The organism is Bradyrhizobium sp. WSM2254, assembly GCF_000472645.1.
GTDB classification, from domain to species: domain Bacteria; phylum Pseudomonadota; class Alphaproteobacteria; order Rhizobiales; family Xanthobacteraceae; genus Bradyrhizobium; species Bradyrhizobium niftali.
Genome location: NZ_AXAB01000021.1, coordinates 42,440 through 55,858 on the forward strand (window position 1 = coordinate 42,440; position 13,419 = coordinate 55,858).

The 13,419-nt window shown below is 63.2% G+C and carries 11 protein-coding genes; all 11 read right to left on the reverse strand.

The window, feature by feature from the left end; translation table 11 throughout:
- Positions 1–12: 12 nt before the first annotated feature.
- Positions 13–1,113 (reverse strand): TMAO reductase system periplasmic protein TorT, encoded by a 1,101-nt coding sequence (gene torT / locus A3M7_RS0115780; RefSeq protein WP_027544806.1) that lies wholly within the window; start codon positions 1,111–1,113, stop codon positions 13–15.
- Positions 1,114–1,219: 106 nt separating this feature from the next.
- Complete coding sequence (locus A3M7_RS0115785) at positions 1,220–3,181, reverse strand: hydantoinase B/oxoprolinase family protein (RefSeq protein ID WP_027544807.1); 1,962 nt, start codon at positions 3,179–3,181, stop codon at positions 1,220–1,222.
- Between the two features lie 3 nt (positions 3,182–3,184).
- Positions 3,185–5,209, reverse strand: a complete 2,025-nt coding sequence (locus tag A3M7_RS0115790; RefSeq protein WP_027544808.1) for a hydantoinase/oxoprolinase family protein — start codon at positions 5,207–5,209, stop codon at positions 3,185–3,187.
- Between the two features lie 251 nt (positions 5,210–5,460).
- Positions 5,461–6,420, reverse strand: coding sequence for a helix-turn-helix domain-containing protein (locus tag A3M7_RS0115795; protein ID WP_027544809.1), 960 nt, complete (start codon positions 6,418–6,420; stop codon positions 5,461–5,463).
- A 326-nt stretch (positions 6,421–6,746) separates the two neighbouring features.
- On the reverse strand, positions 6,747–7,724 hold the full coding sequence (locus A3M7_RS0115800; protein WP_027544810.1) for a biotin-dependent carboxyltransferase family protein: 978 nt from the start codon (positions 7,722–7,724) through the stop codon (positions 6,747–6,749).
- Positions 7,714–8,589 carry an allophanate hydrolase subunit 1 gene (locus tag A3M7_RS0115805; RefSeq protein ID WP_027544811.1) on the reverse strand — a complete coding sequence of 292 codons (876 nt, stop codon included), beginning with the start codon at positions 8,587–8,589 and terminating at the stop codon, positions 7,714–7,716. Before A3M7_RS0115805 ends, A3M7_RS0115800 begins: the two co-directional genes overlap by 11 nt.
- 36 nt (positions 8,590–8,625) lie before the next feature.
- Positions 8,626–9,996, reverse strand: a complete 1,371-nt coding sequence (locus A3M7_RS0115810) for an acetyl-CoA carboxylase biotin carboxylase subunit (protein ID WP_027544812.1) — start codon at positions 9,994–9,996, stop codon at positions 8,626–8,628.
- Between the two features lie 14 nt (positions 9,997–10,010).
- A complete protein-coding gene (locus A3M7_RS0115815; RefSeq protein ID WP_027544813.1) occupies positions 10,011–10,253 on the reverse strand; it encodes an acetyl-CoA carboxylase in 243 nt (80 codons plus the stop codon).
- Between the two features lie 41 nt (positions 10,254–10,294).
- Positions 10,295–11,023: a LamB/YcsF family protein gene (locus A3M7_RS0115820; protein WP_027544814.1), complete on the reverse strand. Its 729-nt coding sequence runs from the start codon at positions 11,021–11,023 to the stop codon at positions 10,295–10,297.
- A gap of 105 nt (positions 11,024–11,128) precedes the next feature.
- On the reverse strand, positions 11,129–12,316 hold the full coding sequence (locus tag A3M7_RS0115825; protein WP_084302195.1) for an ABC transporter substrate-binding protein: 1,188 nt from the start codon (positions 12,314–12,316) through the stop codon (positions 11,129–11,131).
- Between the two features lie 29 nt (positions 12,317–12,345).
- A complete protein-coding gene (locus tag A3M7_RS0115830; protein WP_027544816.1) occupies positions 12,346–13,419 on the reverse strand; it encodes a branched-chain amino acid ABC transporter permease in 1,074 nt (357 codons plus the stop codon).

Genomic DNA, 13,419 nt, shown 5'->3' on the forward strand with positions numbered 1-13,419 from the left:
ATGCTCGGCCAGTTACTTGGCCTTGACCGAATAGACCGGCTTCCAGCTTCCTGGCGCCAGCACGAGGTCCATCTGTAGTTTCGGCACAGTGGTCTTGTCGACCGCCGAAGCAAGCGGTTGGGCGAGACTCATCACCGGCTTCTTCTCGATCAGGCGCACGGCCTGGTCGACGGAGACGGCGCCTTCGCCGACGGGATACTGGGTGGCGAAGGCCAGAATGTCGCCGCGGTTCAGTGCGTCGAGCATGGCCTGGTTCTCATAGGACGACATGATCTTCATGTCGCTGCGGCCGGCTTCGGCAACTGCGCCGACGGCGGCCTCCGCGGTCGGGGCGGTGCCCCAGATCACGTTCATGCCGGGATAGGCCTGCAGCGCGTCCTGGATCAGCTGCAATTGCACGGCGACCCCGGAGTCACCGAACTTTTCGGCCAGCACCTTGGCATTCGGATTCTTCGCCACCGCCTTCTTGAAGCCCTCGTTGAAGGATTCCGCCCAGCCCGAGCCGGCCGGACCGGGAAAGGTCACGATGTTGAGCTTGTCGCCGGGCTTGGCCTGCGCGAGCAGACCATCGCCGGTGACTTCGCCCATCGCGACGAAGTCGACATAGATGGCGGCGGGCAGCGCATTCGGCGGTAGTGGGTTGGCGACGCCGACCACCGGAACACCCTTGGCCTTAGCCTCCTCGAACTTCTTGCTGAGGCCTGCGCCCGAGATGGCGCCGACGATGATCGCATCGGGGCTGCTCGCCATGCAGTCGTCGAACTGCGAGAGCTGTTTGGGCAGGTTCTCATAGCCGCCAGCTTCGTAGAGCGTCATGTTGACGTTCATCGCCTCGGCCTGCTTGACGATGCCATAGGCAACCGCGACCCAGAAACTGTCCTTCATGTGCGGAAACAGCACGCACAGCTTGTACGGCTTCTCGGCCTTCGGCAATGCCGTGTACTCCGCCGGCTTCGGCGTGCCCGATGACGCGTCGTAGACCTTCATGGGAAACCATGGCGTCTCGGCCGCTGCCGGCGTGATCGCGGCGGCAAGTGCAAGGCTGGCGGCGATGCCGAGCGTGTAGCGGATCGGCCGAAGTCGGCTGGTGGAAAGGCACGTCGTACGGGTCATGGCTCAATCCTCATGGTTCGAATGAAAGGGCGAGGGCCGACGGATTCGGATCCTCTTTCTGCATGCGCACGCCGCGCCCCCAGGGCGACGCGGCTGCCGATGGGAATCAGCCCGTGGCCCACTTTGCGACCGAGCGCCGCTCGAAGGTTTCGCGGAACTGACGCGTGGACTCGGGGAGGAGAGTGCCGTTACCCCAGTCTAGGATCACGGCATGCTGACGGATGACGTCGAGTACATCGATCGCGCCGCTGCGATAGCGCTGGGCCACGATCTCCGGATCGAGCCGGACGTTGGCGACCCGCTCGGCCCTGATCCTGGCGCGGAGCACGTCGGTCGCGGCCCTGTCCACCTCGTACTCGCAGAGCTCGGCGTCGATGATGTGCACGACCACGCCATAATCCCTGGCGGCGCGTTCGACCGAGACGTAGTCGTCCTTGATGTCCTCGATCACGAGACGCGGGTCGCGCTCGAGCGGATCGCCGAACCCGCCACCGCCAGCCGTCGGCCGGGAAAACACGTCGCCTTCGCCGATCGGCACGTCGGAGAAGATCGAGCCGAGCCGCTCCTCGCCTTGGCTGCCGTTTCGCTTCAGCGTCAGCCCGTGCGGCATGGAAGGCAGGCCGCCTTCGATGCCCCACACCACCGCGCGCTCGCGGTCGCAGATGTAGGAGATCACGGTCTTCTCGGCCTGCAGCATGCGGGAGGTCTTCATCACGCCGGCGCCGCCGCGCCATTTGCCGGGGCCGGGCGAGTCCTTGAGGATCTCGCACTTGGTCGTCAGGATCGGATTGGCGCGCTCCTGGCCCTCGACCGGCTGCGACATCAATCCGGTGCCGAAGCAGGCGGTGGTGACGTTGCTGCCGTCCTTGCCGTTGCGGCCGCCCCAGCCACCGGGCAGCCAGTCATAGAACATGAAGATCGGCTTGTCGGCGCTGCGGCCATCGAAGCCGCCGGTGAGCAGATATTCGAGATTGAAGGCGCAGGCGAGCGCGCGCTCGGGCATCAGCTTCGACCAGATCTCGTAGATCGAATTCATGATCTTCTCGAACGGCATCAGGAAGCCGGTGACTGCGATCGGCCATTTCGCATCGACGATCGAGCCTTCGGGTGCGATGATCTCGAAACAGCGGTAGAAGCCGGAATTGAGCGGCAGGTCGGGGAAGAAGGTTTTCATGCCGGCGGCAACCGCCGAGAAGGTCGCGCCGAAAGCGGAGTTGTAGATCGAGCCGATGGTCGGGTGGCTGCCGGTGAAGTCGTAGATGGCCTTGTCGCCCTTGATGGTCATCTTGATACGGATCGGGATCATGCCTTCGCCGCCGGCCGGATCGCGATCGATGAAGTCGACCGTCTCCCATTCGCCGTCGGGCAGCGCGGCAATGCGTTGGCGCGCCGACCGCTCGACATAGTCCTGCACCGCGGCAAGACCGGTCTCGACCGTCTCGCGGCCATACTTGTTGACGAGACGCAGGATCTCGCGCCCGCAGACGGCGGTGGCCTCGGCCTGCGCCTGGATGTCACCGATGATGGAGGCGGGATCGCGGGTGTTTGACGCGATCAAATGCGCGACGTCGTTGCAGAATCGCCCCTTGTCGAACAGCCGGATCGGGGTGATGCGCAGGCCTTCGCGGAACATGTCGCGCGCCGCGACGTCGAACGAGCCGGGGACGCTGCCGCCCATGTCCGACCAATGACCGTTGGACTGGCTGAATGCGATGATCTTGCCGTCGGCGAAGATCGGCCGGATTAGCCGCACGTCGGAGAAGTGGGTGCCGCCAGCATAGGGATCGTTGATCGCAAACACATCGCCTTCATGCATGTCGCCCTCGAAGTAGCGCATGACGTCCTGGCAAGTGAAATGCAGCGTTCCGACATGGACGGCGATGTCCTGATTGCCCTGGGCCGCACATTCACCTTTGGCGTCATGCAGGGCGCTGGAGAAGTCGCGGTTGTAGATCACGAAGGAGTAGCAGGTTCGCAGCACCTGTTCGCCCATCTGGTCGACGCTGCTGATGAAAGAGTTTTTCAGAACCTCGAAGGTCACGGGGTCGAGCGGGAGATCTCCGGCCATGATTCAGTCCTTCGCGCGGATGATGATGTTGAGATATTTGTCGACCTCGGCGCTGGCGCCGGGCGGCACAACGGTGGTTGCGTCGACCTGTTCGACGATCGCAGGGCCATGGAAGGAGAAGCCGCAGGGCAGGTCGTCGCGGGCATAGACGGGCGTATCGAGCCCGTTGCCTTCGAACCACACCCTGCGGCGGCTGACCGGCTCAGGGATCATACCGGTCGGCTTGTGGACGGCGAACTCGGCCTTGGGCACGACGCCGATGGCTTTCAGGTTCAGCCGGAAGAAGCTCACGGGCGAGTCGTCGCGGCGGAAATTGTATTCGCGCTTGTGCTCGGCATGGAAACTATGCACCAGATCGGCGATCGCCCCGATAGGGCGCGGCGCCTGCACCGCGAGCGACCGCCATTGGCCGCGATACATCATGTCGATCGAACGCTGCAGCACGATGTCGCGTTCGGCGACGCCCTCATGGGTGAGACGGGCGAGCGCTTCCTTCTCCAATTCGGCGAACTGAGCTTCGATATCAGCGGAGTCGGCCTCGTCGGCGCCGACCATGCAGCTCTGCGAGAAGTCGTGCTGCATATCGACGAGCAGGCAGCCGAGCGCCGAGGTCACGCCGGGATTGGGTGGCACGATTACGACGGGGATCGCGAGCTCGCGCGCCACGTCGACGCCATGCAGGGCGCCGGCACCGCCGAACGCGACTAGCGCGAAATCGCGCGGATCGTAGCCGCGACTGATCGAGATCAACCGTACCGCGTCCGACATGTTAGCGTTGGCAACCTTGACGATCGCATCCGCCGCCTCGTGCAGGCCGAGGCCGAATGGTTTGGCGACGCCATCTTCGACCGCCTGCCGGGCAAGGGCAGGATCGAGCTTGACCTTGCCGCCGGCCAGATCGTTGCCGAGCCGGCCCAGCGTGACGTTGGCATCCGTGTTGGTCGGCTGCGTATTGCCGTTGCCGTAACAGGCCGGGCCCGGATAGGCGCCGGCCGATTGCGGACCGTTGCGCAGCGAGCCCGCCGGATCGGTCCAGGCCAGCGATCCGCCGCCGGCGCCGATGGTGAGCACTTCGATCGACGCGAAGCGGATCGGGTAGCCAAACTCAATGTACCAGTCCTTGGTGATGCGCGAGTGACCGTCATAGGCCAGCGACACGTCCGTCGAGGTGCCGCCCATGTCGAGACCGATCGAATTGGGATAGCCGCAGAGGCCGGCGATGTAGCGGCTGGCGATCGCCCCCGCGGCGATCCCCGAGCCGGCGAGGCGCGCGGCAAAATCCTTGACGCTCGCCGGCGTCATGACGCCGCCGCCGGTGTGCAGCAGCAGGAGATCGCGGGTGTAGCCTTCATCCGCGAGGCGGTCGCCGAGGCGGCTGGTGTAGCTGACGACGACCGGACTAACAACAGCGTTGGCGACCGTGGTCGAGAATCGTTCATGCTCGAAGATTTCGGGAAGCACCTGGGAAGAGATCGAGACCGGAATCTCGGGCATCTCCTGCAGCAGGATTTCACGCATCGCGCGCTCGTTTTCGCCGTTCAGATAGGCGTTCATGAAGCACACCGCGATTGCAGCGACGCCACGGCGTTTGAGGATGCGCGCAACGTTCCGCGCGGCGTCGAGATCGAGCGGCTGGACCACCTTGCCGGCAGCATCGATGCGCTCGGGAACGGTCAACCGGTCACGCCGCGGCACGTAGGGTTTGACGACGTCCTTGTAGGTGTCCCAGAGATCTTCCTTGTTGGCGCGCCGGATCTCGATGACGTCGCGAAAACCTTCGGTGCTGACGACGGCGGTGCGGGGCAGGCGGCGGGTGATCAGTGCGTTGGTCGCGACCGTTGTGCCATGCGAGAATAGCGCCACCTTGGACAGGTCGATCCCGGCCTTGGACACGCCGCCCATGATCCCCTCGATGGGATCGCGGGTTGACGAGGTCTTCTCGATGCGGATGAGGCCGGTGGCCTCATCCATGATGCAGATGTCGGTGAAGGTGCCACCGACATCGACGGCCACGCGAAGGTTCTGCACGATGGGTCCTCCTTTCCAGCATACGCTTGCTGGTCGTGGTCAGGCAGGCGCGCGGGAGCACCCGGACCTTTGGCCCGGAGCCGCTAACCGCCCGTTCGACCGGCGGATTTCGAAGATGTCGGAAGAATGATAGGCACATCGTCAGCGGACCGCTTGTCGCTGAGCGCAGGACAATTTGTGTCAGAGAGCACGAGGGCTCAAACGCACCGGCTCAATCGGGGGCTAGCGCGTGGACGCCAGGCGAAGGACGGTCACGAATTGGGTGCACGCGATGTTGCACGAGCCTCGCTCGGCGAACAGCCGAAGCGGCCGCGATAGTTCCGGCTGAACTGCGCCTGATCGCCGAAGCCGCATTGATAGGCGATTTCCGCGATGCTCTTCCGGCAATTCGGATCGCGCAGCATGGCGTCGCACATCAGGAGGCGCTGATTGCGGATATGCGCACTCACGGTGACGCCTTCACGTTCGAAGATCTGGTGCAGATAGCGCAGCGAGATGCCGCAGCCGTCGGCCACCATTTGCGGCGTTAGACGCATGTTGTCGATGCGCGAACGGATGAATTGCTCGCAGCGGTGAAGATGCGCATTGCGAACCGTGGAGGAGTGGCCCGCCAGCACGCGTTCGTCCGACTCGACTGCCATCGCCAGCAGGTCGATCAGATGCTTGCCCATCATGGTGCGGGCCGTCTCGTCCATTTCCCCGATCCGCTCGCCAGCGAGGCGCAGCGTCTCGACGAACAGCGCACCGACGCTGCGGCTGGCATCGAACTGCAATGTGGCCAGTCGTTCAGGCCGGGAGATTCGCCCGCGCAGCACCGCGCTCGGAATCTTCAGCACCCACAGCGCGGCCGGATCGCGATGACTGAACTCATAGGGCAGATGGCTGCGCTCGATCAGGAAGGCGCCGGGCTTGCAGCGGATGTCCTTGCCGTCCTGCTCGAAGCGGATTTCCGCGAGCTCGGGCACCGTGATCAGGAAGCTCTCTTCGCGCTCGTTGAGGAGGTGATGTTCATGCCGCTTGTAGAGCAGACCGTCCGAGACGTTGCGTGAGATCGAAACCGGCCCAAGCGACCAGGCGCCGAGATTGCCGCGGAAGTCGTGACCGCCGAGGAAACGCAAGTCCAGAGAATAGTAGATGTCGGAGACGACCTGCTGCCAGAACTGGCGGCGTTGGTGGGTGGGAATATCGTTGGTCGCGAAAGTGGTCTGCATCTTGCGCTCCGTCACTGCCGTCGACTGCTGGATCCCTATAGTCTCTCCTGGCGTAGACTATCCGCTGCACTCACGCAGTGACGGGCGCGAAAGCATCGTCACCACGATCGTCGATGGCCGCACGCATACTGTAGTCCCGTTGCCGCCATCGACCCTAGCTTGGCGAAGACAGAAGGATGACGTCAAGTCCAACCGAAGGGAAAGCCGATATTTTAGGCCGCCTTTGCCCAATTTCGATCGGGGCAATGAAAGATGGAAGCCGTTATCGAGGACAACCTCCCGGAGGGAGTCAGGGAGGTTCTCGGTGAACAAGGCGGCGCAGACGATTAGGCGAGGGAACTGCGGAGCTTGGCCAACAGCCCGGCCCGATCGTGACGCGCCGCAAGCGCTTCATTCATCCCGACCTTGATGAACCTGACGGGTGTGTTCGGTTGCAGCTGGCCAATCAGGTCCATGTCGGCGGCGATCACGGTGCCGACCATGAAATAGCCGCCGCCCGAAACCGCGTCACGGTGCAACACGATCGGTTCGGTGCCGCCAGGTACCTGGATCGAGCCATAGGGGTAGCAGGCATCGGTGATGTTGGAAGGGTCGGAGCCCGCGCCAAACGGTGGCTCGCGCGGCACGAACTCCAGAGGCTTGGCGCCCTTGAAGCGATAGCCGATCCGGTCGGCTTCGGGGGCGACCTTCCAGGTGTCGGAGAAGAAGCCGTTGCCGGCCTGCTCGGTGATACGGTGCCAATAAAGGCCCGGCATCGCGCGCAATTCGGTGGGCATTCCGGCCGGCAGGCCGCGCAAATCTATGGCGATCGTGCGGCCTTCTTTGACAGACGCAGAACTCGCGCCCACTGGCAACTCATCACCAGCTTCGAGCTTGCGGCCCTTGAAGCCACCAAGCGCGCCCAGCGCATAGGTCGAGCGCGAGCCAAGCACGACCGGAACGTCGATGCCACCGGAGACCGCAATATATGCGCGCGCGCCTTGCTTGAGGAAATCGAAGGAGAGCTTTTGGCCGCGCTTTACTTTGAAGCTGCTCCAGGTCTCGCGTGGCGCACCGTCAAGCTTCGGCGGCAGTTCGGCGCCCGTGACCGCGACCAAGGCATCGTCGGTGAATTCGAGCTCGGGTCCCATAAACACGGCCTCGAGGACAGCTGCGCCTTCCTCGTTGCCGACAAGAAGATTGGCCGCTGCAAGCGCATGCCGGTCCATGCCGCCGGAGAGCGGGATGCCGATGTGATAATAGCCGGGACGCCCGAGGTCTTGCACGGTCGTCGCAAGACCCGGCTTGAGAACCTTAATGGCCATGGAGAACCCCCTCGAGCTTGCGATTATAGGCGTCGATGTCGCGATTGAATTCGGTCAGCGAGAACGAGACGTTGCGGATGACAGGCGCAAAGCGGCCAGCATCGACATCGGCCACTGCCGCGTCATAGGCGGCGCGGTCGATCGGCTTCCACTTGACGATGTCGCCTGGCCTGAACAGGCACATGAAGTCCCGGAGGTAGCTGATCTTCTGGCTCGGATCGTAGATCGGCATCGGCGTGATGCCGAACATCTGGTAGCCGCCGGCGCCGCGCACCGAATAGATGCAGCCGAAGCAGCCGCCATGCCCGACAGTGAGTTTCGGCGTGTCCGTGCGAGGACGCAGGTATTTGGGCGCCTGAATCTGCCGCTGGCGCTCGACCATCTGATAGAGAAAGGGCAGGCCGGCGACGAAGCCAACCATCGAGACGAACCAGGGCGCGCTTGAATGCGCCTTGATGAAGCCGTCAATGCCGTCGAGATTGTTGATGCGTGCTGCGTATTCGATATCCGTACAGTTGGGGTCTTGATGACGCTCGCGGAAGCGCATCAGCGTCTCGTGCGTCCAGGGATCGTTGTAGAGCACCGGGATTTCGATGATCCGCGTCTTGATGACCGGCTCGGACTTCTCGGCCGCCCTGTCCAGTCGCTTCAGTTCGGTGAGCAAATCGTCAGGCTTGATCTGATCGGGATCGAACTTCACCTGATAGGACGCGTTGGCCGGGCAAATCTCGGTCACGCCCTTGATCTTCGCATCGCGCACCGCATTGGTAATAAACAGGCTCTTGAAGAAGGCCTCGAGCGACATGGATTCATCGACTTCGGCGAAGATGTGCTCGTCGCCGCCGAAGGAAAATCGGGTTTGCATGGGACTACGGCCTCCTGTTGCTGACCGGGCGGGTGATCATGTGGATGGGGTAGCTTTGGTGTGCGAAGCCAGCCAGGGCTCGAGCCAGGCGGTGTGAAAATGTCCGGCCTGCACGTCGGGATCGCGGGCAAGCGCTTGATGCAGGGGCTTTGTCGTAGCCAAACCCTCGATAGTGAGTTCGGCGAGCGCGCCTTCAAGCCGGCGGATTGCGCTCGCGCGGTCTTCGGCATGGACGATCAGCTTGCCGAGCAGGCTGTCGTAGAATGGCGGCACGGTGTAGCCGGCATAGAGCATGCTGTCGAAGCGCACACCCTCGCCATCGGGCACGGCGAGCGCGCTGATCGTGCCGGGGCTGGGCATGAAGTTCTTCGCGGGATCTTCCGCATTGATCCGCACTTCAATCGAATGACCGCTGACCCGGACCTCGTCCTGACGGATACGTAACGGCTCGCCGCCTGCGATCCGGATCATCTCGCGCACCAGATCGATGCCGGTCACCATCTCGGTGACGGGATGCTCGACCTGGATACGGGTGTTCATCTCCAGGAAGTAGAATTCGCCGGTTCTGTCGTCATAGAGATATTCGAGCGTTCCGGCGCCGCGGTAGTTCACCGCCTTGGCGAGGGCGACCGCCGATGCGCAGAGCTGTTCACGAACGGCCGGTGTCAGCGAGGGCGAGGGGGCTTCCTCCCACACCTTCTGACGGCGACGCTGCAGCGAGCATTCGCGCTCGAAGCAGTGGATGACGTCCTTGCCGTCGCCGAGCACCTGGACCTCGATATGCCGCGCGCCTTCGACGAGCTTCTCGACATAGAGGCCGCCGTCGCCGAACGCCGCCAGCGCCTCGGCCTGTGCCTGCGGCATCAAATGATGGAACTCCTCGGCTGTACGCGCGATGCGGATGCCGCGGCCACCACCGCCAGCGGCTGCCTTGATCATGACGGGAAAGCCGGTTTTTTCGACCAAAGCAAAGGCCGCTCCCGGAGATTCCAGGCGCCCCTCGCTGCCCGGGACGGTCGGGACACCTGCCGATGCGGCGGCCTCGCGCGCTGCGACCTTGTCGCCCATCAAGCGGATCGACTGCGCCGTGGGGCCGACGAAGATCAACCCCGCGGCTTCGACCGCGGCGGCGAATTCCGCGTTCTCTGCAAGGAAGCCGTATCCTGGATGGATGGCATCGGCGCCGGTGCTCTCGGCTGCCGCCAGGATCTTCGTCTGATCGAGATAGGATTTGGAAGCCTGCGGCGGGCCGATCTCGACGGACTCATCGGCGAGCTTCACCGCAAGCGAGTCCTTGTCGGCCTTGCTGTAGACCTGCACCGTCGCAATCCCGAGCTCACGCGCCGCGCGGTTAATGCGCACTGCGATCTCGCCGCGATTGGCAATGATGAGCTTCTTGATCGCCATGGAACCGGGGGCGCTCAAACGTCGATCTCGGCGATGGGCTGGCCGGCCATCACGGCTTCCTCATTCTCGGCAAGGAAACGCAGGATCTTGCCGGCCGCGCCCGCCTTGACTTCGTTGAAGGACTTCATCACCTCGATCAAGCCGATCGTGTCGTCTTCAGTGATGACGTCACCGTCGGACTTGTATTCCGGTTTGTCGGGGGCCGGCTTGCGGTAGAAAATGCCCGGTAGCGGCGAGAATATCTGCTGGGTGGTCATGAATTGCTCCTCGTGGGTTCGTGTCGACCTTGGCCGATGGCTCAGGGCGCGGTCAAATAAGGACGAACAGCCTCGCGAACGGCTTCCGCGATCGCGACGGCGTTGGGTGTGTCGGAATGGATGCAGATCGAATCGGCACCAACGACGATGTCGTTGCCTGCGACCGATCGGGTCTTGCCTTCATTCACGGCGCGGGTGCAGCGCGAGGCGGCATCGACCGGGTCCTTGGCGTCATGTTCGCGTGTGATGATGAGGCTGCCGTCGGCGTTGTAGTCGAGATCGGCGTAGTATTCGGCGACGAAAGTGTGGCCGCGGCGTTCATAGACCTTCTGATGCAGCGTGCCCTTCATGCCGAGCAGCGGCACCTTGTAGACGTCGGCGGCGTCGGCCACTGCTTCCGCGAACTCTTCGTTGCGTGTCGCCATGCCGTACAGCGCGCCGTGCGGCTTGATATGATTGAGCGGCATGCCTTCGGCGTCCAGGAACGCCTTGAGCGCACCGATTTGATAGAGCAGGCAGTTCGCCAGTTCATCGCGGTCGATCTTCATCTCGCGACGGCCAAAGCCCTGCAGATCGGGCAGCGAGGGATGTGCGCCGACCTTGACGCCGTGTTGCCTGGCCAACTGGACGGTCTTGCGCATGTGATTGAAATCCGAAGCATGAAAGCCGCAAGCGACGTTGGCGACGTCGATATAGGGCATTAACGCCTTATCATCGCCCATCTTGTAGAGGCCGTAAGCCTCGCCCATGTCGCAGTTAATGACGACCATGTCTCATTGTCCTCCCGTTGTCCTTCTTGCGGTCTCTTGCATGCGTTTGGAGGGCAGGGCCGTGCGCAGGGGCAACAAGGCACTCGCGCACGGCATGCCGCCTGCTTATTTGGATACGAGGTAGTCGACCGGGATCTTCTCCGAGATGGTCCACTGATCAATCACCTTCGGCTTGCCGGCCTCGGTGTCGACGATCAGGTAGCGGCCCTGGTTCTGGTGGTGGATGTCCTTGGTGAAGGTCCGCGGCCCGAACAGCGTGGCTTCGTTGTTCATCTTCTCGAGCTCGGCGACGACGCCGGCGGCTTCCGTCGTCTTTGAGCGCTCGACCGCTTTGGCCCAGACGTCGATCAGGACGTAGCCGGGATAGACGTACTGGCTGGACGGATCGCCGCCGGTCACGTCCTTGTACTTCTTGTTGAACTCGTTGACCTTCGCGTTTGGATCGTCGCCGTAGACCGAGCCTTGCACCGGGACATAGAAGTTCGAGAGATCAGGCACAGCGTTCAGCCAGTAGCTGCCATCGACGCCGGAGCCGTTGAGGATCATCGACTTGATCCCCGCAGCGCGGATCTGCTTGATGGCCGACACGGCGCCCGGCATCATCGTGCAGAGCATGATGGCGTCTGGCTCCTTCGGCAGGCTCTTGATGCGCGTGATCTGGGACGCGATCGAGGCGTCGTCGTTCTTGAAGGTATCGCTGCCGGCGAGCTTGGCGTCCTTCAGGCGCGGCAGCATCCAGTCAAAACCGTCGCAGATGCCCTTGTTGTAGACGGTCCAGCTATCGAGCAGGCGATAGAAGTTTCGGGCGTCCTTCTTGTTGTAGGCCCACTCCGCCATCGTTGCGCCCTGCACGGCGGCTAACACCGAGGCGGAGAACGAGAACGGACCGACGCCGGGAATCCCTGCCTTGATCGACTCCGCGCACAGGAAGAAGGACACCTTGCCGGCCGCCTGAGCCTGCAGGGCCGCCGGAGCACCGAAATCATAGTCGCAGGAGACGATGACGAGGTCGGCGCCCTGGTCGAGCACGGCAAGGCCCGCCTTGGCGCCTTCGGCCTGATCGGTCTTGGTGTCGGCAAACACGGCCTTGATCTTCTTGCCGAGCAGGCCGCCCGCCTTGTTGATCTCATCGATGCGGATCAACGCGGCGTCCTGGGCCGGCTTGTCATAGGCCTGCATGAAGCCGGATGCCGCGGTGGCAAATCCGACGACGATCTCGTTCGCGGCGCGGGCCGGCGTCAACAGCAGCGCAGTCGCCCCGGCCAGGATGCCAAGTAGTTTCAAGATCCGCATTGTCCACTCCTCCAATGTTCCATCGAGCTTCAGTTCATTTCCTTCAGCGCAGTCTGCACCGGCGATGCGAGCCGTCGCTGAAGCGGCCATCCGCGCCAGGAGAATTCCCGGTTACGGGTGAGGCCGGTCGGCAGGTAGATCAGAATGATGATGGTGATGATGCCGATCGCGATCTCCTGGACGCCGTTCGGCAGGCCGATCGTCAAGCCGCCGACGCTGACGCCCTTTTCCAGATTGCGGAACAACTCGATCAGCACAGACATTGCGACGACGCCGGACACCGCGCCGCTGAGGCTGTACATGCCGCCGACCACCAGCATCGACAGCGAGACGAAGGTCGTGCGCAGGTAAAACGAGCCGGGATTGACGATGCTGAGGAAGTGCGCATAGAGCGCGCCGGCGAGGCCGATGATGAAGGCGCTGACGACGAAGGCGATCAGCCGTTCGCGCACGATGTTGACGCCGGAGGCGCTCGCCGCGATCGCTTCGTCGCGTGTGGCGCGCAGCGCAAGCCCGGAACGGGAGATCGAATAGAGATAGGCGATCACGATCGCGACCGCGGCCCCCAGCCATCCGATCCAGACATTCATCGTGGGCGGGATGCCGACGATCGAACCCTGGCCCCCGGTGACGGAGTCCCAGTTCGAATAGACGTTGTTGACGACGCCGAGCAGGCCGAAGGTCGCGATCGAGGCGGCAATCCCCGACAGGCGCATGATGATGCGGCCGACGAACAGCGCAAACAGCGCGGCGAACACGCCGGAGATCGGGGTGGCGACCCACATCGGCAATTGCGTGTGCAATAGCCATGCCGGCAGGCCCTTGAGCGTGATCGACTTCATGACAGGCGGAATGGCGAGCCACGCCGTCATGTAGGCGCCGAGGCACATGAAGCTGATATGGCCGAACGACAGCAGGCCGGAATTGCCGACGAAGGCGTAGAGCCCGACCACCACCATGATGTTGATGAACATCTCGATCGCGGTGCGGTTGAAGGCCCGGCTGCCGAACGCATAGGTCAATGCGGCCATCGCCAGCAGCACCACGATCAGCACGATCGGCGTCACGACCGTTTGCCTGATGACGGAGGGCGGCTTCGACAT

Bases quoted from the DNA above. Each gene is read 5' to 3' on its own strand.
- A3M7_RS0115815 (WP_027544813.1), bottom strand. From the start codon at position 10,253: ATGACCACCCAGCAGATATTCTCGCCGCTACCGGGCATTTTCTACCGC.
- A3M7_RS0115785 (WP_027544807.1), bottom strand. From the start codon at position 3,181: ATGGCCGGAGATCTCCCGCTCGACCCCGTGACCTTCGAGGTTCTGAAA.
- A3M7_RS0115800 (WP_027544810.1), bottom strand. From the start codon at position 7,724: ATGGCCATTAAGGTTCTCAAGCCGGGTCTTGCGACGACCGTGCAAGAC.
- torT (WP_027544806.1), bottom strand. From the start codon at position 1,113: ATGACCCGTACGACGTGCCTTTCCACCAGCCGACTTCGGCCGATCCGC.
- A3M7_RS0115825 (WP_084302195.1), bottom strand. From the start codon at position 12,316: ATGCGGATCTTGAAACTACTTGGCATCCTGGCCGGGGCGACTGCGCTG.
- A3M7_RS0115820 (WP_027544814.1), bottom strand. From the start codon at position 11,023: ATGGTCGTCATTAACTGCGACATGGGCGAGGCTTACGGCCTCTACAAG.
- A3M7_RS0115810 (WP_027544812.1), bottom strand. From the start codon at position 9,996: ATGGCGATCAAGAAGCTCATCATTGCCAATCGCGGCGAGATCGCAGTG.
- A3M7_RS0115795 (WP_027544809.1), bottom strand. From the start codon at position 6,420: ATGCAGACCACTTTCGCGACCAACGATATTCCCACCCACCAACGCCGC.
- A3M7_RS0115830 (WP_027544816.1), bottom strand. From the start codon at position 13,419: ATGTCGAAGCCGCCCTCCGTCATCAGGCAAACGGTCGTGACGCCGATC.
- A3M7_RS0115805 (WP_027544811.1), bottom strand. From the start codon at position 8,589: ATGCAAACCCGATTTTCCTTCGGCGGCGACGAGCACATCTTCGCCGAA.